Below are 18,610 nucleotides of genomic sequence, written 5' to 3'. Positions count from 1 at the left end.
CCAGGTCAATCCCTGGCCAGCTTTGATCAGCGTCAGAGGTCAGGTTCAGGTTTTATTTCTGTATCATCCTCTTGCCGATCAGTACGCTGCCGCCGGCACCGTTCCGAGCAATACAACACCTCGTCCCAGCATCGTTCCCACTTTTTTCGCCATGACATCGGTTTATTACACGTTTTGCAGTAGCGAACCGGTAATGACTTTTTATTGCCTTTGAACACGCCAGTCTCTCCTGAGAATCCCTTATAACGCTGACAATAGCGTCTCTTATACAGTTTAGCTTGCTTGTGAGTAAGTATTGAGGGCAATTGAGATCGCACTGTTTACCGCTTCATCGGCGCATAAGGCAATATGGTACCCGGATGATGTGGCTCAGGTTGCCTTGATTAGCGGACATCCTCTCTGGCCCCATACGGCGGCTAAAAAGTCATTACGCCCGTAAATAATCAATCCAGGGTCATACAGGCCACGCGTGATTCTGACTGTTTTATCCCCCTTTACTGGGGTTTGTCTCTCCGGGCTTTTAAAACCAAGCCATAACCCGTCTGGTGATGATCGCCTTAACCAGAACGTTATTTAAGTGATAAATTAATCTGATTTCATGGCCTTACATATAGTCTGAATAAATCAGCCGCCTGATGGTTATTTTTTAGTAATTTTGCTATGCGTCCTTTACAACCCTATTATGGTGGCCTCATGGACATATCCAGCTTTATCTGGAGAAGTATGCACGGTGACTGCCTATCGGAACAAAGCAGCTCCGTGATTAGCGAAGCGATTCCGCTGGAAAAGCGACGTGAAAGCCCGGTTTTTCCATAACGTAACTAAATTATTGAACATCATCAGATGAGGCACCTTTTTGACATTTTGAGCGAAGAGTGTAAAAAAAAGAGTAACTTTACTTTTGTTTAAGGGTCTTACGTTAATTACAGTTTAAACTCTTTGAGAAAGCGATTAATATGTTGGCGTTGAACTATCGGTTCTGTATTTTGATTCTTCGAAGGCAAGCATCTTAAAAAAGCAGGTCTGACGAAAAGCATCAGCGTGAACCCGCTCTGTATTTTATTATCTGAACATGACTATGGTGACTTTGATGAGTGACACTCTCAACAGCTTGAATAATATCCGTACCCTTCGCGCAAACGCTCGCGAGCTTGACCTTGCTGCCCTGGAAGAAATGCTGGAAAAACTGTCGGTTGTGGTGAGTGAGCGACGTGAAGAAGCACAGGCTTCTGAAGCAGCTAATCGTGAAAAAGCTGAGAAACTGGCAAAATACCGTGAATTACTGTTGCAGGAAGGTATCGATCCTAACGAACTGTTAAATGGTATGCCGACTGCACCAGCCGTGAAGAAAAAACGCGCTCCTCGTCCGGCTAAATATCAGTACACCGACGAAAATGGTGAGGTTAAGCAGTGGACTGGCCAGGGCCGTACCCCATCTGCTATTAAATCTGCCATTGATGCAGGTAAATCGCTGGATGATTTCCTGATTTAATTCAGTATGCATAATGAAACACCGCCTGCGTCAGGCAGGCGGTTTTTTCACCATAAATCGTCAGGCTCAAGCATCTCAATTACCGGCCAGCCTGTACCCTTTCCTTTCTCATCTTGATATTGTCTCTCCATCCATAATCCTGCTCAGGCGTTACCCTGAACTCAATAACTGAAAAGCTTTACGCAGTCACGCAACAGATAATGGGATTCATTCTGTTCTCTCAACCGCTTTATTTATTCAGCGATTGTGTGTTGCGGGCTGTGATAATTTCCAGTCCGATCTGCTGACCATAAGAGAGCTCAAGCGTATTGCCATCAGGATCGGCAAAAAATGCCCAGTAGCCGACTGGCACACCAGATTGCTGCGCGTCGCGTCGCAACACACCTTCGAGACGTGCGAGTGCCACTTTTTCATCTATCTCTTCACGGCTGCTACAGGCCACGCCTATATGACCAAATGGACCCAGCGGTGTATCTTCATTGTTGTCAGATTGCACCAGCACCAGCGCAAAAGGTCGGGTTAAATCCGACAGCCATGCCACTTTCTGTGCTTCAGGAATGCCAGGTTCACGCTGATGTATCACCTGCATCCCGGCATAACGCTGATAAAAATCTACGCTCTTCTCTAAATCCCGTACCTGTAAAGCAAGATGAGTGAAACCGGTATCGTTTGACATGGCCGCTCCCTGTTTAAGTTGAGCAGTCACCATGCCACAGGCAGGATTCAGGATTTGATCACGGATGCTCAGCCGCTACGTTCTTCACACATGGCCTGGTTACGCCCTGCCCGTTTCGCGTGATACAAAGCCTCATCCGCGCGCGCTATCAGCGATTCTTTTTCCTGTTGTGAGTCTGAAGCAAGATAGACGGCGCAGCCTGCACTCAGGGTGACGTGCTTTTGCGGCAGTTCCGTGGTGAGATGCGGAATATCGAGCCTGTTAACAGCGTCTATGATCGATTCAGCGAAGTTCAACGCGGCTGACAACGGCTGTCCGGGCAAAATAATGGCAAACTCTTCGCCGCCATATCGGGCCGTAAGTTCGTTTTTGCGGCGGGCGGCGTTCTTCAGAACAGTAGCCACTTTTTTCAGGCAGTCGTCACCCGCCACATGGCCGTAGGTATCGTTGAAACGTTTAAAATAATCGATGTCGAGCAGGATCAATGACACCGGCTGGCCACTGCGCTCCGCGTTCTGCAGGCATTCAGTCAGCATGTGATCAAAATGGCGCCGGTTGGCAACACCCGTCAGCCCATCACTCTGTGCCAGATTTTCCAGTGCGCGATTAGCCGCGGTCAGATCATCGCGTAATCGGGTCAGCTCAAGCTGATAACGCAGCGTATGCCGTGCCTGACGCAGTACAAATGCACCCAGTAAAAGAATAACAATCAGCAGCGCCAGGCTCAGAATCAGATCATGTACCCAGCTTTTGAGCCAGTGGTTAAACAGCGCGCGCTTGTCATATCCCGCGGCCACCACCAGCGGGTATCGCTGTGAGCGGACAAAGCCAAAGATGCGTTTTTTACCATCAAGCGCAGCGGTCCACTGACCGCTGCCTTTATCCGCATGGGCCAGCATCCTGAGGAAAAGCGGACTCACTGAGAGGTTTTTGCCGATGTAGCTATCCGGCATCGGACGGGCGTAAAGCACGGTACTGTCTGCCAGCATCAGTACCAGTACATCGCCTTCGCTAAGTTCATAATAGCTGTAGAAACGGCGGAAATAGTCCACTTTGACGGTGGCGAGTAAGACGCCCCGAAAGCCGTTAAAGGCATCGTTCACACGCAGCGTAACCGGGATCACCAGCTCGTGAGTGGTGCGGCTGCGAAGCACCGGGCCGACGTGCAGGGTATCGCGCGGGCTGGTGCGGTGATAATCGAAATATTCACGATCGGAATTATTGATGTCAGGCGGTATCCGGCTCATAGAAGTGGCTATCCATTTCCCCTGCGCATCATAGTAGAACAAGCCGTGTAGTTGTGGCAGGTGGCTCTGCAACAGGCGCATCGTCTGGCTCAGCGACTCGCCATCTACACCGGTTGTGGCAATCTGCTTTTCGAGCTCGCGTTGCACCTCGCGCAAAGAGAGCTCGGTCTGCAAAAAAGTATCGTCCGCCTGGCGCGCCTGTGACAGCGACAGATTAACCGCCGTATCTTCAGCTTTATCGACGGTTTCATTCCAGTCTTCCCGCAGCGTCCACACATTTAAGCCAATCACCGCCACGCTGAGCAATACGCCTGAAAGGATAATACTTCTTAGCAGCGGCGAGATTTTTGGCGCTGAACCCTCATTTTTTTGGCGAAACTTCATGCCTGTCCTTAATAAACCCTGTTGACTGATTTAAGCACAGTTAATCAAAAGCAAAAATGCAAATCCCACAATCCTGTTTCAACAATGATAATCCGCAATTAACCAGCAGATTTCGCTTAAAATTTCTTCTTTATTGGTTCAACTAGCACCCTTAATAGAGGATTAATAGCGAATAAGGCTACACTAGCGCTTCAAATATCACGTGGGTAAATGTTACCCTTGCCAGCTGAATAATTTGCACTTCATTGATTAAGTTGAGTATTTGAGGATTTGTTATGAGTAAGAACCTGAGCAGCCTGAACAATATCCGCACGCTTCGTGCAGAGGCGCGCAATATGGCTTTAGATATGCTGGAAGAGTTACGCCAGAAATTAGAGACCGTGGTAAATGAACGTCGTGAAGAGGAAAACGCGCGGGCAGCGGAAGCCCGTGAGAAAGCAGAAAAACTGGCGTTCTACCAGGAGCTGTTAATGGAAGAAGGGATTAACCCGGCGGAGCTGGTGAATAGCGCATCCCCCTCGGTAACCGGCAAAAAGAAACGCGCAAAGCGTCCGGCGAAATACCGTTACAATGACGAAAATGGTCAGGTTCGTTACTGGACGGGTCAGGGCCGAACGCCCTCCGTAATTAAGGCGGCCATTGAAAACGGCCAGTCGCTGGATGATTTCCTGCTGTAGTCGCATTTATTTCTGCCGGAATAGTGACCGTCATTACGCGGGAATATTCCGGCAGGCAAAGTCACAGGCGCAGAAATTCATCCGGGCCTGGTCACTCATCGTCCTGTCGTAATGTCTCATCACTCATCACCGGATGCGGCCCCCGAAATGTCCGGCGCCACTCACTGGGAGAGACGCCAAACCGGGATTTAAAACGCTGACGAAATGACACGGGCGAATCAAAACCCGCCTCTTCTGCCACACATTCAATGCTGATGCCGGTGGTTTCGAGTAATAGCTGGCTGCGTTGCAGACGCTCTGCTGTCAGCCACTCTCCCAGGGACATGCCTGTCGCCTTGTGAAAATGACGCGTCAGCGTTCGCCTGCTCATGCCAAGCGTCCGCGAAAGTGAGTCAAGATCCTGTGGCTGATCCAGATTCTGTCGCAGGGACGCCAGCAACGCGTTGATCTTACTGTCACGCGTTGTTTCTGGAACCGGTCGCTCAATGAACTGCGCCTGACCGCCTTCACGGTAAGGCGGCACCACCATGCGTCTGGCTACCCGATTAGCCATGGCGCTGCCATAGTGGTGACGGATGATATCCAGACAGCAGTCGATGCCCGCCGCGGTGCCGGCAGAGGTGATCAGACGATCGTCTCGGGTATAAAGAGCATTACTGTCGAGGTGAACCTGCGGAAAGCGCTCGCTGAAGTCACGCTCAAATTCCCAGTGAGTGGCAGCACGATGCTTATCGAGCAAACCTGCATAAGCCAGTACGTAAGTGCCCAGACATAGTCCAACGATCTCTGCGCCGCGCTGCCAGGCTGCCACTAGCTTATCAAGCAGCGCCTGCGCAGGTTTTTCAGCCGGATTATGCCAGTAGGGCACGATAATAATGTCCGCCTGATCAAGCGGGTCAAGACCCTGTTCCACCGTAATTGACAACCCCATCTCTGAGATGACCGGGCCTGGTTTCAGTGCGCAGATATCAACATGAAACAGATCCGGCTGCGGCAGGGCTGAGCCGAACAGAATACAGGGAACTGAAAAATGAAACGGACTAAAACCGGCCGTTGCCAGCACCGCGACTTTCAGAACAGCCATCCTCTCCCCTTATTGTGTGGCAGCGTAGTGTTGAGACCTCACAGCACAATTGTGCCGGGTTAGTGCCACGACGCTCAGAACGTCATTGTGTCACCATCTTCCGGGATCAGCACCTGGTCAGCAATACCCTGTTCGGTAGTCCAGGCTCGCAGCTCTGCGCGCGTCAGCAAACAGTGGTTGATCGCCTCCATGTGTGAGGCAACCAGCGTTGCGTCAGGCAGGATATTCAGCGTGCGCTGGGTATCCTCTTTTCCCATGATAATCGGGCCATAGAGATCGTTGGTTGCATTGCCGATATTCATTACCACCACCTGCGGCTGAAAACGTTGCAGCGCTCTGACATAGGGTTTGACCCATACGGTATCGCCAGCTATATAGAGGGTTTTTTCTGCCGGATGGGTAAAGACCAGGCCACAGGCGTCACCCAGAATATCGCCCATCACTTTGTCGGCATATAACGCATTGCTGCCGTGCTGACCGTCGGTTTTATAAATCGTCAGGCCATCAACAAACGGATTCTCATCCTGCAGCACGCGAACATTTTCAAACCCCTGCGAACGAATCAGCGCTGCATCCGTTTCATCCTGGCTGTAGATCATCATCGTCTTCGGCACTAGCTGCTGCGCAGCCTCATCCCAGTGATCCATATGCGTGTGAGTAATAATCACCGCATCGACTGCCAGCAGTGCAGCGACCGGGACAGGCAGCTCAACCATCGGATTTCTAAGATGCGGACGGGCATTTCCGGCAAACCCGGGCCAGGCCTCTTTTTCGGCCAGCATCGGGTCGATCAGGAATTTTTTGCCTGCATAGTCCAGTAGCAGGGTGGCATTACGAATCTGGGTCAGCTTCATTTTGGCTCCGTAAACAGTCTCAGTGAAATCAGCCAGGCTTACTGGCTACCATCAGGTTAATTTACGGCACTGTTTACCTGCGCGTAACAGGCTCAAAGGACAGTGTTCGATGGAATCGGGCCAAACTGCACTATTTTCTTGTGGCAGGGTATCTATCGGTGCTGGCGTCGCGACGAGACAGCCCTGAATGTTCAGGAAAGGCAGGCGTTCCGGAAGTTGCTTTTAACTCTTTACCGACAACGATAACGCTTTCTTCCGGTGTCTGTTTAAAGCATTGCCGGTTAAGGTATTAGTAGCTCTGGCGCGTCCCGGACCTGTGTTCTGATTATCAACCTTTGACAGGAGAGTCTGTGAACGACTTATGGAAATTGCACTGGCTTGAGGCATCGGGTGATGTTGGGCCCTATAAATCGTCAATAGTCAGGGCCGCTGAGCTCGCCTGCGAGCACCTCTCCTCCGTGACACGTGTCCCTCGTCTGGATATTCTGGTTCAGTGCATGCCGGAGGCAGTAATACCTGAAACCGGTTTTGCAGGCCGGGCTTACGGGCCCACCCTGTTCGGCCTGGCCATTGACCCGGCAAATCCGAATCTGCCCGGGATGCTGGAAAATGGCACGCTGGTGCGGCATATCGTGCATGAAGTCCATCACTGTTTGCGAATGCGCGGGCCGGGATATGGCTGGACGCTGGGTGAAGCGCTGGTCAGCGAAGGTCTGGCGGGTCAGTTCGTCTGCTGGCTGCTTAAAACGGCAGCAGAGCCCTGGGAGCAAGCCATAGAGCTAAGCGAGTTGCAGGCTAATCCAGTGCCGCTGACCACGCTGCAAAGTCCTCATTATGATCATTCTGCCTGGTTCTTCGGCACGGGTGACTTTCGCCGATGGTATGGCTATACGCTGGGCTACCAGATGGTTGCCGCATGGCGCCGTGATAACGCGGAATGTGCTACAGAGAAATGGTTCAGCGTGACAGCCGATGAGGTGATTGCCGCGGGGCTGGCTAAGGGACTGCTGACAAATTGAGGATAAAAAAATGCCGCAGCAGGCTGCGGCATGTCATTTCAGATTCGCATCAGAAATCGGCTTTCAGAACCACACGGTAATTGGCTTTACCGGCGCGAACGTGATCCAGCGCTTTATTGATGTCAGACATCGGGAAGAACTCAACCTGTGGCGCAATATCCGCACGCGAGGCGAGTCGCAGCAGCGAACGCAGCTGGCCTGGTGAGCCGGTTGATGAACCGGTCACCGCTTTGTCGCCCAGGATCAGATCGAAAGCACTCACTTCAATCGGCTTCATTACGGCACCCACGGTGTGGAATTTACCCTGAGGTGCCAGCGCAGCGAAATAAGGTTTCCAGTCCAGGTCGACCGCCACAGTACTCAGGATCAGGTCAAAACGGCCTGCCTGCTTTTTCAGAGCTTCTGGATCACGGCTGTTAACCACTTCATCCGCGCCCATATCCAGGATCGACTGCTTCTTATCTGGCGTTGAGCTGAATGCCACCACTTCGGCACCCATCGCGTGCAGGATCTTGATTGCGATATGGCCCAGTCCGCCGATACCAATCACACCCACACGGCTGGTTGCCGTGATGTTGCTCATCAGCAGCGGTTTAAACACGGTGATACCGCCACACAGCAGCGGACCGGCGCTCGCCACATCCAGTTTTTCTGGCAGCGGAATAACCCATTGCCAGTCAGCACGCAGCTTCTCGGCAAAACCACCTTTGTTCATGATGGTCGGGATGCTGCCCTGCTGACAGTTAACCTGCTCGCCGTTAATACAGGCATCGCAGTGCTGACAGCTTTTTGCTGTCCAGCCGATTCCTACACGCTGGCCGACTGAAAGACCTTTGTTCTTAGCCGCTTCGCCCAGGGCAGAAACCCGGCCAATCACTTCATGTCCTGCAATCACCGGGAACTGAGAGATGCCCCACTCGTTGTCGATCATCGACAGATCTGAGTGGCAGACGCCACAATATTCGACCTGGACTTCGACTTCTTCGGCTGCCAGTTCGGCGGCATCGTACTCATAGAGTTCAAGGGCCTGGCCAGCCTGCATGGCTGCATAACTTTTAATTTTCATTCATACCTCTGCGTGGTTAATCACCGACAAGTGTAACAACTGAAAGCCCGCCCTGCCTGGTCGTTACGCTTACACCGCACTTTTTTGTCTTTTATGCTGATAAATCAGGCCTTAACCTGCGCACCGGAAAGAGTTTGTAACACCTTGAGCTGCGCGACGGCCTCCTGCATTGCATCCATCCCCTGCGTCAGTTCACGCAGGCTGCCGAGATGCTTCGCAATGTCAGCGCGCTCATGTCGCGTCTGTTGATTCATGGCCGCCAGCGTATCGGCTGCACTGATACTGCGCTCTGCCATCTGGGCGGCGGTCTGCGCCGAATCACTGGCCACCAGCCGGATACGTGAGATGGTGCTGACTGCCTCACCGATGTTACTGGCCGTAGCTTCAGCCTGCTCTTTTGAGGAGTGCGCCAGACGACGAACTTCGCCCGCGACCACAGCAAATCCCCGCCCAGCCTCGCCTGCACGAGCCGCTTCTACTGCGGCATTCAGCGCCAGGATGTTGGTCTGGAAAGCAATATTGCTGATGCCATGCGTAATCTCATTGATGCCGTTGGAAATTTTCTCCAGATCGTCCAGACCATCATCCAGCCGGCCCTGCGCCTGCTGACTCTCGGTGGCGATGTTACTGATGTTACGGATACTGCTCTCTGCCAGGCTCAGGGTTTCTCCCTGGCTCTGAGTGGCTGTTTCCAGCACCGGCAGCGCCTCCATCAGCGGCGTCAGCGCCTGCTGATAAGTGATAACCCGATCCAGCACCCGCGTCTGGATGCTGTTCAGCGCTTCCCAGCGGCGCAACGCTCGCTGCGCGTAGTGTGCCGCGTAGCCGGCGTACTCTACCGGGAACTGGCTCATCGCTTTGACGTCATGATTAAAGAACACCAGCGCGGAGAGCGTCTGATTGATGGGCACACCCAGGATTTCGCCGAAGCTGGAAAAACCGGCGGCGGCAATGCCTTTGAAGAAATGGGCATTATGCAGCTTATCGGCATTACCGACACGGCGCAGGATACAGTCGTTCATCAGGATCGCCGCGGGTTTGCCATGCTGAGCGGTAAAAGCCTGCCACTCCTGCTGCGTCGTCTGTTTAAAGTCTTTCTCTTCCATCAGGAACAGTCGATCGCCAAACTCAAGATCGCAGAAAAAGTGTACGCCGCCCGATTCAATTTTGGCGATCGAGCGAATAAAGTACTCGCCGCCAACTTTAACGCCAAAAGTGAGTCCCTTTAGCCGTTCGCTCAGTTGCGCTTCGTTGCAGTTGAGATGTTCACACAGCGCCGCAACAAACGATTGCTGCTGCCCCTGGCGGTTAAATACTGACGTTACAGTACGCGCAACCGGATCGGCTTCAGCAATCAGCCAGCTCTGATCGCGTGGCGTAAAGTTCTGGCTTTTAAAAGGAGCAAATGATTTTCCTGGCGCCATCTGGCAGAACACAATCACAGCCTTGCCCTGCAACACCTTGCCACCTGTACCAATCCAGGTGCCATCAAAGGTGATTTTGCCTCCCGCCGAACCGCCAATCGCCAGGCAGGGAAAGCGCCCGCTGTTATACCAGGCCTGCATCAGAAAGCCTTCGGATGCCGATAATCCGTCGCAGTAAATCATGGCGAAAGTACGATCGGCCGAGAGCGGCATCCGCACCTGCAAGCGCGCCAGCTCCTGCTGGATGGCGGTGATGCGCTGGCTGGCAGTCTGCGTGTCGGCGACATGCAGATCAACAATATGCGTCTCATGGCGTGCGATCAGTGTGTCCGGCAGCCAGAGGTAGCTTCCCTCCGGGCCATTGCCATCACAGTAGGTGCTTTGCGATCTGCTGCTGCTCAGCGCGCCGTTGGAAGAGAGCGTCAACACCGTCAGGTCGGCGGAATTGAATCGCTGCCAGGCCTTACTGACCCGCTGAAAATCGGCTTCAGGCGGAACGAAGGTCATCAGGATGCCGCCCGCCCGCGAGCTTAAACCCACGGAGGCCAGTGAATCTGGCAACGCACGACAATCGTAGGTGCCATTGGCAGGCTGACTGCTACGCCTAAGACGGGCAACAGGCAGGTGTCTTTTGATCGTCTTAATGATCGACATATTATTATTTTCGCTTTTATTTGAGTAATTTGCGCTTAAATTAGCGCTTTCTGGTGTGTATAAAAGGAGGGCTAAAAGCAGGTCCGTTCGCGTTCAGAACTCGTCGCGGAGTGCCGGGTTCATCAATGATCGGCGCGCTCAACGCCTGTTGGTTATCGCCAGTAGCGGGAAAACCTTTAACGATTGCTGCAGTTGGTTTAATGGATGAAGATGTTATATTTTCGTAGCATAAAATAAGCTTTAGCGTGATTTTATCGGGAAGATATAAGGCTGTGCGGGTGACTGATGTTTACTGTTTGCGATACAGACTCATCAGTGCGACAATTGTAATGTCAAGTGTAAATACAAAGGAACTCGCTATGGGCACAATTAACATTCGAATCGATGATGACCTGAAGACACGATCCTATGCTGCGCTCGAAAAAATGGGTGTGACTCCTTCTGAAGCGCTGCGCCTGATGCTTAAATATATTGCAGATAATGAACGTCTTCCCTTTAAGCAAACGTTACTCAGTGACGAAGATGCGGCGTTAGTAGACATAGTTAAAGAACGCCTGCGAAACCCTGAGCCTGTCCGGGTCACACTGGATGACCTTTAATGACCTGGCAACTGGAGTTCGATCAGATGGCACTGAAAGAGTGGCGCAAGCTGGGCCCGACAGTACGTGAACAGCTTAAAAAGAAGCTGGCTGAGTGTCTTGAGTCACCCAGAATTGAGGCGAACAAACTCAGCGGGATGCCTGACTGCTATAAGATCAAGCTAAAGTCATCCGGTTATCGACTTGTATACCAGGTTATTGATGACCGGGTGGTGGTTTTTGTGGTGGCTGTCGGGAAAAGAGAGCGCTCAGAGGTTTATTCTGCCGCTTCCAGGCGTCTCTCTTAAACAGGAGACTTCACCGCTAACAAACAAAGCGGCGCTATTTCTGTTTATCTGTCACTCTGCTGGTTCCAGTGCTGTTCGCAGCGCTCCCGAGCTTCGGCAGGCAGGTCACGTAAGTCTGGGAGCGTGTCGCCGGAACCGTAGCCTATTGATCCCCTCGCTTCCTGCTGTTCATCCTGCGTGGCGAACGTGATTTTCTCATCCAGCTGCTGCCAGCTATCACCCTGCGACAAATTAAAATCAGTCTTATCAATACTTTAATTCTGTGCATTTGCATAAACGAAGCGGGCGACTATGCTTGCAGGTGTGACTAGCTAGTCCTTTTTATCTAATGGAACATTGATATGAGGTCTTCCTATGACACAACAGAAATACAGAGGTGGTGCCGGCAATTTTGCCAACGATCCAGAACGGGCGAGTGAAGCTGGCAGTGCAGGAGGCAAGGCCAGTGGGGGCAATTTCAAAAACGATCCTGAAAAAGCCAGGGAAGCCGGTCGGAAAGGAGGCAAAATTAGTCGCCGTCCTTCTAAGTAATTCTGAATAAAGCGCTTTAGGACGTATTACGCCATGGAATGGCATCTATTCCAATAAGGTTCATCATGCCCCCTCTTTTAGCCTTAATGCCTCTCTGACCAGGGTAAAAGCGGGTGAATGTTGCTTGCGGCTGGGATAGTAGAGGTAATAGCCGGGAAACGGCTCGCACCAGCGCTCCAGCACGCGGATCAAGGTGCCCTGCTCCAGCCCTTCAGCGACTTCCTGCTCAGGCAGGAAAGCGATCCCCAGCCCGGCGAGAGCCGCTTCTGCAATGTGTGCCGAAGTGTTGAACGTCAGCTGTCCATCCACCCGTACATTTAACGGCCCCTCTTCACCGTCAAATTCCCAGACGTACAACCCACCCGCTGTCGCCTGCCGCATATTAATGCAGTTGTGATGCAGCAGATCCTGCGGAACCTGCGGCGCAGCATGACGACGAAAGTAGTCGGGCGTGGCCACCGCAGCCATCCGTAATGGCGGGCTTATCGGCATCGCCACCATGTCTTTATCAATGGTGTCTCCCATCCTGACCCCTGCATCAAATCGATCGGCCACGATATTGCGTAAGCCATGATTAGCATCGAACTCAAGCCGGATATCAGGATAAGCCGCCAGCAATGGCGTCAGCTTTGGCATCAGGAGTGAGCTCAGAATATGCGGCCCGCAGGTGATCCGTACCGTGCCGGCTGGCTTGTCCCGCATCGCGGTCAGCATATCCAGTTCCGCCTCAATTTCATCGAATCGGTTGCCAATCGCCTGGATTAACCGTTCACCCGCCGCGGTCGGTGAGACGTTACGGGTCGTGCGGGTAAGCAGCCGAATCTCCATCCGGTTTTCCAGCGCGGTAATGGTCTGACTTAACGCGGGCTGCGTCACGCCCAGCAGCGCTGCCGCGCGGGTAAAGCTGCCCTCACGCGCCACGGTAATAAAAGCCTGCAGGTCATTCATGTTGCGCTTCATACTGCACTCCCGCCGATAGATTTATAAGTTCTGGTTATAACCCCATTAAGGATTCATTAGCTAGTCAATATAAAGCGAAACAGTAAAATTTCCTGAGTTCATCAGCACCGCAAACAATGAAACAGGACACAACATGACTTCCACGGAAACAACTGACTGTTCCCCCCGGCATAAAGAAGCGCACTGGGGTGGTGTATGGGCAATGACGCTGTGTGTATTCGCGCTTATCGCCTCTGAATTCATGCCGGTCAGCCTGTTATCGCCGTTATCACAAGATCTGGCGGTCAGCGAAGGTCTGGTCGGACAGGGCATCGCTATCTCCGGCGCACTGGCAGTGATCACCAGCCTCTCAATAACCCGCATCGCAGGGAACCTCGACCGCAAAATTCTGTTGCTGGCGCTCACGCTGGTAATGGCACTATCCGGATTGATGGTGGCGATGGCACCCAACTATCTGACTTACATGACTGGCCGGGCATTGATTGGCGTGGTGATTGGCGGTTTCTGGTCGATGTCAGCGGCGGTCGCTATCCGGCTGGTCCCCTCCGGGCAGGTGCCGCGCGCGCTGGCCATTTTCAACGGCGGCAATGCGCTGGCGACGGTTATCGCTGCACCGCTGGGCAGCTATCTCGGTGCTGTCATTGGCTGGCGCGGGGCTTTTTTCAGCCTGGTGCCGGTAGCCTTGATCGCCCTGATCTGGCAAACGTTCACGCTGCCATCGATGCCGGTCAACTCGGCCCGGCAGCGCAGCGGAAAAATTCTGCAGCTGCTGCGTTCGCCGCTGGTTACGGTGGGTATGACCGCCTGCGGCCTGCTCTTTATGGGCCAGTTCACCCTGTTTACCTATCTCCGTCCGTTTCTGGAAACCGTGACGCAGGTTGACGTTTCTGCGCTGTCGCTGGTGCTGCTGACCATTGGTGTCGCCGGCTTTATCGGCACGCTGATTATCAGTGCTGTTTTGCAGCGCGGATTCTATCTGACCCTGATGATCATCCCGTTGATTATGGCGCTGGTTGCGCTGCTGCTCATGGTGTTCGGTCATCACCTGTTGCTGGTGGCGCCACTGCTTGGCATCTGGGGACTGGTGGCAACAGCGGCACCAACCGGATGGTGGGCCTGGATCGCCAGAACCTTTCCGGATAATGCCGAGACCGGTGGCGGATTAATGGTGGCCATCGTACAGCTGTCGATTGCTTTGGGGTCGACGCTGGGTGGCCTGGCCTTTGACCATGCAGGCTGGCAGACCACCTTTGCCATCAGCGCCACATTACTGGTCACTGCCGCCGGACTGGCGATGATCACCGCCCGTAAGGAAAGCGCTGCCTGATAGCAGATGTGTTGTTTAACCGGGCAACCCGTTGCCCTCATGTCGTCAACCCCGATAAGGATCTTCTTATGAGAGCATTAACCCTGATGTTTGGACTGTTGATCAGTTCACTTGCGGCCAGCGCTGCCGATATGTCACGCGGCGCCGATAACTTTTATCAAAGCGAGAAAGTCACCCGCGAGAAAGTCACCTTTAAAAACCAGTATCAGATGGGTGTGACCGGCATGCTGTACAGACCAAAAGAGGCCGGTAAAACGGCGCGCCTTCCGGCGATTGTGGTAGGTCATCCGATGGGCGCAGTCAAAGAGCAGAGCGCCAGCCTCTATGCGCAGAAAATGGCTGAGCAGGGATTTGTTACCCTGGCAATTGATCTTTCTTTCTGGGGCGAAAGTGAAGGCCAGCCGCGCAACGCTGTCTCTCCGGATATCTATGCCGAAGACTTCAGCGCCGCCGTGGATTACCTGGGTACCCGCGAATTTGTCGATCGCGACAGGATTGGTGTGCTGGGCATCTGTGGCAGTGGCAGTTTTGTCATCAGCGCAGCGAAGATTGATCCCCGCATGAAAGCCATTGCTACCGTCAGCATGTATGACATGGGGTCAGCCAACCGTAATGCGCTGAATAAAAGCCAGACACTGGCGCAGCGTAAGCAAATCATTGAAGCGGCGGCACAGCAACGCTATGTAGAGTTCACCGGGGGTAAAACTGAGTACACCAGTGGTACACCACATAAAATCGATGCTGATTCGCCTCCGATAGCCAAAGAGTTCTATGATTTTTACCGGACGCCTCGCGGTGAGTTCACACCGAAAAACAGTTCAGCTGCGCTCACCACGCACCCGACGCTCACCAGCAACGTGAAATTCATGAACTTCTATCCGTTTAATGACATTGAGACCATCTCACCGCGCCCGATGCTCTTCATCACGGGTGATAAAGCGCATTCACGCGAGTTCAGCGAAGATGCGTTCCAGCGTGCGGCACAGCCCAAAGAGCTCTATATCGTGCCTGATGCAGGCCATGTGGACCTTTATGACCGCACTGACCTGATCCCGTTTGCGAAGCTGACCGCCTTCTTTAAACAGCATTTGTAATCTTCCGCTAATCATTGATCCCAGCCCGTCTGCAGCCGCCTGCAGACGGGCTTTCTGCGTTATTGGCCTTTGCGATGGCGGGTCAGGTAGTGCTTCACCAGCACAAAGAAGAGCGGAACAAAGAACAGCGCCAGTACCGTACCTGCCAGCGTACCGCCGATGATACCGGTACCGATGGCGATGCGGCTGTTAGCACCGGCGCCCGTCGCCACCGCCAGCGGGATCACCCCGGCGATAAAGGCCAGCGACGTCATCATAATCGGCCGCAGACGGGTTCGCGCTGCCTGCAACGCAGCCGCACTCAGCGAACTTCCCCGACGAACCGCATCCTCCGCAAATTCGATGATCAGTATCGCGTTTTTGGAGGTGAGTCCGACCGTGGTCAGCAACGCCACCTGGAAGTAGATATCGTTGCTTAATCCGCGCAGTGCCACCGCCAGCACGGTACCCAGCACGCCGAGCGGCACCGCTAACAGCACGGAGAAAGGCACCGACCAGCTCTCATACAGCGCAGCAAGACAGAGGAAAACCACCAGAATCGAGATCGCATACAGCGTGGTTGACTGCCCGCCCGCCTGCTTCTCCTGCAGCGAAAGACCGCTCCATGCCCCTGTGGTCCCTGCCGGGAGTTCATTGGCCAGTCGCTCAATGGTGTTCATAGCATCGCCGGAGCTGAACCCTTCGGCGTTCTGCCCCTGTATTTCGTAGGAGGCAGAGCCGTTGTAGCGGTTAAGGCTTTCGGGTCCCATGGTCCATCGGGTCGAGGCAAACGCCGAGAAAGGCGTCATGGTGCCTTCACTGTTACGGATGTACCATTTATCCAGATCCGAAGGTGATGAGCGATACTGACCGTCGCCCTGCACATAGACCCGCTTTACCCGACCCCGGTCGATGAAGTCATTGATATAGGCACCGCCCCAGGCGCTGGTCAGCGTATCGGTAACGTCATCCAGCTGCAGTCCCAGTGCCACCGCTTTGCTGGTATCAATATCGACCTGCAACTGCGGCGTTTGCGGCAGGATATTGGCCCGCACGCCGAGCAGTTCCGGACTTTGCGCTGCGCTTTGTAGCAGCTGATCGCGCAGGTTGCCCAGTTGCTCACGCGTGGTGCCACCGCTGGCCAGCAGCTCATAGGTAAAGCCGTTGTTCTGTCCCAGACCCGGCACCGACGGCGGCGTCAGCGCAAAGATCTGCGCGTCCCGAATCGACGCCAGCGCGTAGGTGGCGCGCCCGGCAATCGCTTCGGCAGAGTTTTCACTACCCGGTCGCTGATCCCAGTTCTTAAGCTTGATAAACGCCATACCGGCATTCTGCGCAGCACCGCTGAAGTTAAAACCGTTGATGGTGAAGACCACATCAATATTCTGTTTCTCTTCAGTCAGGAACCAGTCAACAATCTGCTGATTGACTGCCTCAGTGCGGCTGGCCGTGGCACCCGCTGGCAATGTTGCCTGAAGCATGATGCTGCCCTGATCTTCAGTCGGAAGGAAGCTGCCCGGCAAGCGGGTAAACATTACAAACAGCACAACGCCCATTGCCGCATAAAGCGATACCATGATCAGCGGACGGCGCAGAGTGCTCACCACTTTGTGACGATACTGGCGCTCGGTGGCGGCATAAAAGCGGTTAAAACCGCCAAAGAAGCCTTTACGATGGGGTGAGGTCGGCCGCAGCAACATGCCACACAGTGCAGGCGTCAGGGTCAGTGCCACCACCACGGAGAAGGTCATGGCGGCGATGATGGTGATGGAGAACTGCCGGTAAATCACACCGGTCGACCCGGCGAAAAAGGCCATAGGCAGAAATACTGCGGAGAGCACCAGCGCGATAGCCACCAGCGCGCCGGAGATCTCTTTCATCGACTTTTCCGTTGCCTCACGCGCCGGCAGACCTTCGTCATGCATAATGCGTTCGACGTTTTCGACGACCACGATGGCATCATCCACCAGCAGCCCGATGGCCAGCACCATAGCAAACAGCGTCAGGGTATTGATGGTGTAGCCGCACAGCGCCAGTACGCCAAAGGTTCCGAGCAGTACCACCGGCACCGCCAGCGCCGGGATCAGCGTCGCACGGATATTCTGCAGGAACAGGTACATCACCACTACCACCAGCGCAATCGCTTCGATCAGGGTGATCACCACATCCTCAACGGAGATTTTGATGAAGTCAGTGCTGTCGAGCGCATAAGCCACCTCATAACCTTCCGGCATTGAGTGGCGATACTCTTCAACTTTGTTTTTCACCAGCGTCGCGGTGGCCAGCGCATTCGCGCCCGGCGCCAGCATCACACCGACACCCGCCGCAGGATGCCCGTTGAGTCGGGTGGTCATGTCATAGGATTCGCCGCCCAGCTCCACCCGCGCCACATCACCCACGCGTACGATGGCACCGCTTTTGTCACTTTTAACGATGATGTTTCGGAACTGATTCGGCGTCTGCAGTCGCGACTGCGCTCTGACCGTGGCGGTGAGCTGCTGATTATCAGGCGATGGCAGGCCGCCGATTTTACCGGCTGAAACCTGAATGTTCTGCGAGCGTATCGCCGCCGACACATCGGAGGGCTGCAACGCAAAGGAGTTTAGTTTGAAAGGATCGAGCCAGATGCGCATCGCGTACTGACCGCCGAACACCTGGATGTCACCGACGCCTTCGGTCCTGGCCAGCGGCTCCTGCATATTACTGACCAGCCAGTCACCGATATCCGTGCTGTTGCTTTTGCCCGTGGTGTCATACAACCCCATCACCAGCAGGAAGTTTGACTGCGATTTGGTCACGGTAACACCAAGCTGCTGCACTTCGCTGGGCAGACGGGAGAGCGCCTGCTGCACCTTGTTCTGCACCTGCACCTGAGCCGTGTCCGGATCGGTGCCCTGACTGAAGGTGACGGTAACCGACACATTCCCCTGTGAACTGCTGCTGGAGGTAAAATAGAGCAGATTATCCAGCCCGGTAAGCTGCTGCTCGATCACCTGCGTGACGCTGTTCTCCAGCGTCTCTGCAGAAGCACCGGTGTACGTTGCGCTGATATTCACCGAAGGCGGCGCAACATCGGGATATTGTTCAACCGGCAACAGGGTAATGGAGAGCGCGCCAAGCAGCATGATTAAAATGGCAACAACCCATGCGAAAACGGGACGATAAATAAAAAAACGAGAAAACATCAGCGGGATCTCTTCCTTTTGGGCGGGTGCAAAACCTGCATTCCTGCAGGCTAACAAACAGCGTTGATTAT

General features: G+C 53.8%; 18 protein-coding genes. 8 read left to right on the top strand and 10 right to left on the bottom strand.

Features of this window, described 5'->3' with window-relative positions; all coding sequences use genetic code 11:
* Positions 1-32 precede the first annotated feature (32 nt).
* Positions 33-218: a DUF2256 domain-containing protein gene (locus tag ACO6VX_RS14475; RefSeq protein WP_010671932.1), complete on the bottom strand. Its 186-nt coding sequence runs from the start codon at positions 216-218 to the stop codon at positions 33-35.
* 872 nt (positions 219-1,090) lie between these two features.
* Here ACO6VX_RS14475 and ACO6VX_RS14470 point away from each other — a divergent pair.
* Positions 1,091-1,492 carry an H-NS family nucleoid-associated regulatory protein gene (locus ACO6VX_RS14470; RefSeq protein ID WP_010257055.1) on the top strand — a complete coding sequence of 134 codons (402 nt, stop codon included), beginning with the start codon at positions 1,091-1,093 and terminating at the stop codon, positions 1,490-1,492.
* Between the two features lie 229 nt (positions 1,493-1,721).
* Here ACO6VX_RS14470 and ACO6VX_RS14465 read toward each other — a convergent pair whose 3' ends face one another.
* Entirely contained in the window at positions 1,722-2,168 is a 447-nt protein-coding gene (locus tag ACO6VX_RS14465; RefSeq protein WP_159227255.1) for a VOC family protein, read from the bottom strand.
* A gap of 68 nt (positions 2,169-2,236) precedes the next feature.
* Complete coding sequence (locus ACO6VX_RS14460; protein ID WP_033770124.1) at positions 2,237-3,799, bottom strand: sensor domain-containing diguanylate cyclase; 1,563 nt, start codon at positions 3,797-3,799, stop codon at positions 2,237-2,239.
* A gap of 275 nt (positions 3,800-4,074) precedes the next feature.
* On the opposite strand from ACO6VX_RS14460, the gene ACO6VX_RS14455 reads away from it, so the two are divergent.
* On the top strand, positions 4,075-4,476 hold the full coding sequence (locus ACO6VX_RS14455; RefSeq protein ID WP_010257048.1) for an H-NS family nucleoid-associated regulatory protein: 402 nt from the start codon (positions 4,075-4,077) through the stop codon (positions 4,474-4,476).
* 91 nt (positions 4,477-4,567) lie between these two features.
* Here the strand turns inward: ACO6VX_RS14455 and ACO6VX_RS14450 are convergent, their stop codons facing one another.
* A complete protein-coding gene (locus ACO6VX_RS14450) occupies positions 4,568-5,560 on the bottom strand; it encodes a GlxA family transcriptional regulator (protein WP_010257045.1) in 993 nt (330 codons plus the stop codon).
* A gap of 74 nt (positions 5,561-5,634) precedes the next feature.
* The gene (locus ACO6VX_RS14445) at positions 5,635-6,414 is read right to left on the bottom strand and encodes an MBL fold metallo-hydrolase (protein ID WP_010257042.1); all 780 of its coding nucleotides are present in this window, start codon (positions 6,412-6,414) and stop codon (positions 5,635-5,637) included.
* A gap of 350 nt (positions 6,415-6,764) precedes the next feature.
* Here ACO6VX_RS14445 and ACO6VX_RS14440 point away from each other — a divergent pair, with 350 nt between their 5' ends.
* Positions 6,765-7,433, top strand: a complete 669-nt coding sequence (locus ACO6VX_RS14440) for a DUF2268 domain-containing putative Zn-dependent protease (RefSeq protein ID WP_031292291.1) — start codon at positions 6,765-6,767, stop codon at positions 7,431-7,433.
* A gap of 49 nt (positions 7,434-7,482) precedes the next feature.
* Here the strand turns inward: ACO6VX_RS14440 and ahr are convergent, their stop codons facing one another.
* Positions 7,483-8,499 (bottom strand): NADPH-dependent aldehyde reductase Ahr, encoded by a 1,017-nt coding sequence (gene ahr / locus ACO6VX_RS14435; protein ID WP_010257039.1) that lies wholly within the window; start codon positions 8,497-8,499, stop codon positions 7,483-7,485.
* Between the two features lie 104 nt (positions 8,500-8,603).
* A complete protein-coding gene (locus ACO6VX_RS14430; protein ID WP_266094443.1) occupies positions 8,604-10,577 on the bottom strand; it encodes a methyl-accepting chemotaxis protein in 1,974 nt (657 codons plus the stop codon).
* Positions 10,578-10,936: 359 nt separating this feature from the next.
* Here ACO6VX_RS14430 and ACO6VX_RS14425 point away from each other — a divergent pair, with 359 nt between their 5' ends.
* Together ACO6VX_RS14425 and ACO6VX_RS14420 are read left to right on the top strand one after the other, a co-directional pair.
* On the top strand, positions 10,937-11,176 hold the full coding sequence (locus ACO6VX_RS14425; RefSeq protein WP_422431635.1) for a type II toxin-antitoxin system RelB/DinJ family antitoxin: 240 nt from the start codon (positions 10,937-10,939) through the stop codon (positions 11,174-11,176).
* Positions 11,176-11,463, top strand: a complete 288-nt coding sequence (locus ACO6VX_RS14420; RefSeq protein ID WP_422431633.1) for a type II toxin-antitoxin system RelE family toxin — start codon at positions 11,176-11,178, stop codon at positions 11,461-11,463. Before ACO6VX_RS14425 ends, ACO6VX_RS14420 begins: the two co-directional genes overlap by 1 nt.
* A 44-nt stretch (positions 11,464-11,507) precedes the next feature.
* On the opposite strand, the gene ACO6VX_RS14415 is transcribed toward ACO6VX_RS14420, so the two are convergent.
* Positions 11,508-11,693 carry a hypothetical protein gene (locus ACO6VX_RS14415; protein WP_045139850.1) on the bottom strand — a complete coding sequence of 62 codons (186 nt, stop codon included), beginning with the start codon at positions 11,691-11,693 and terminating at the stop codon, positions 11,508-11,510.
* A 124-nt stretch (positions 11,694-11,817) separates the two neighbouring features.
* Here ACO6VX_RS14415 and ACO6VX_RS14410 point away from each other — a divergent pair, with 124 nt between their 5' ends.
* Positions 11,818-11,994, top strand: a complete 177-nt coding sequence (locus tag ACO6VX_RS14410; RefSeq protein ID WP_010257023.1) for a general stress protein — start codon at positions 11,818-11,820, stop codon at positions 11,992-11,994.
* 63 nt (positions 11,995-12,057) lie between these two features.
* On the opposite strand, the gene ACO6VX_RS14405 is transcribed toward ACO6VX_RS14410, so the two are convergent.
* Positions 12,058-12,954: a LysR family transcriptional regulator gene (locus ACO6VX_RS14405; RefSeq protein WP_010257019.1), complete on the bottom strand. Its 897-nt coding sequence runs from the start codon at positions 12,952-12,954 to the stop codon at positions 12,058-12,060.
* Positions 12,955-13,156: 202 nt separating this feature from the next.
* Here ACO6VX_RS14405 and ACO6VX_RS14400 point away from each other — a divergent pair, with 202 nt between their 5' ends.
* Positions 13,157-14,281 carry an MFS transporter gene (locus ACO6VX_RS14400; RefSeq protein WP_010257016.1) on the top strand — a complete coding sequence of 375 codons (1,125 nt, stop codon included), beginning with the start codon at positions 13,157-13,159 and terminating at the stop codon, positions 14,279-14,281.
* A gap of 68 nt (positions 14,282-14,349) precedes the next feature.
* Entirely contained in the window at positions 14,350-15,375 is a 1,026-nt protein-coding gene (locus ACO6VX_RS14395; protein ID WP_422431630.1) for an alpha/beta hydrolase, read from the top strand.
* 59 nt (positions 15,376-15,434) lie between these two features.
* Here the strand turns inward: ACO6VX_RS14395 and ACO6VX_RS14390 are convergent, their stop codons facing one another.
* Complete coding sequence (locus ACO6VX_RS14390; protein ID WP_129063443.1) at positions 15,435-18,539, bottom strand: efflux RND transporter permease subunit; 3,105 nt, start codon at positions 18,537-18,539, stop codon at positions 15,435-15,437.
* Positions 18,540-18,610: the final 71 nt, after the last annotated feature.

Origin of the sequence: Pantoea sp. BJFS-204, from assembly GCF_049310725.1 — a bacterium.
GTDB lineage: Bacteria > Pseudomonadota > Gammaproteobacteria > Enterobacterales > Enterobacteriaceae > Pantoea > Pantoea agglomerans.
Note: the sequence above shows the minus strand (reverse complement) of the source record. Positions and strands in the feature narration are given on the sequence as shown.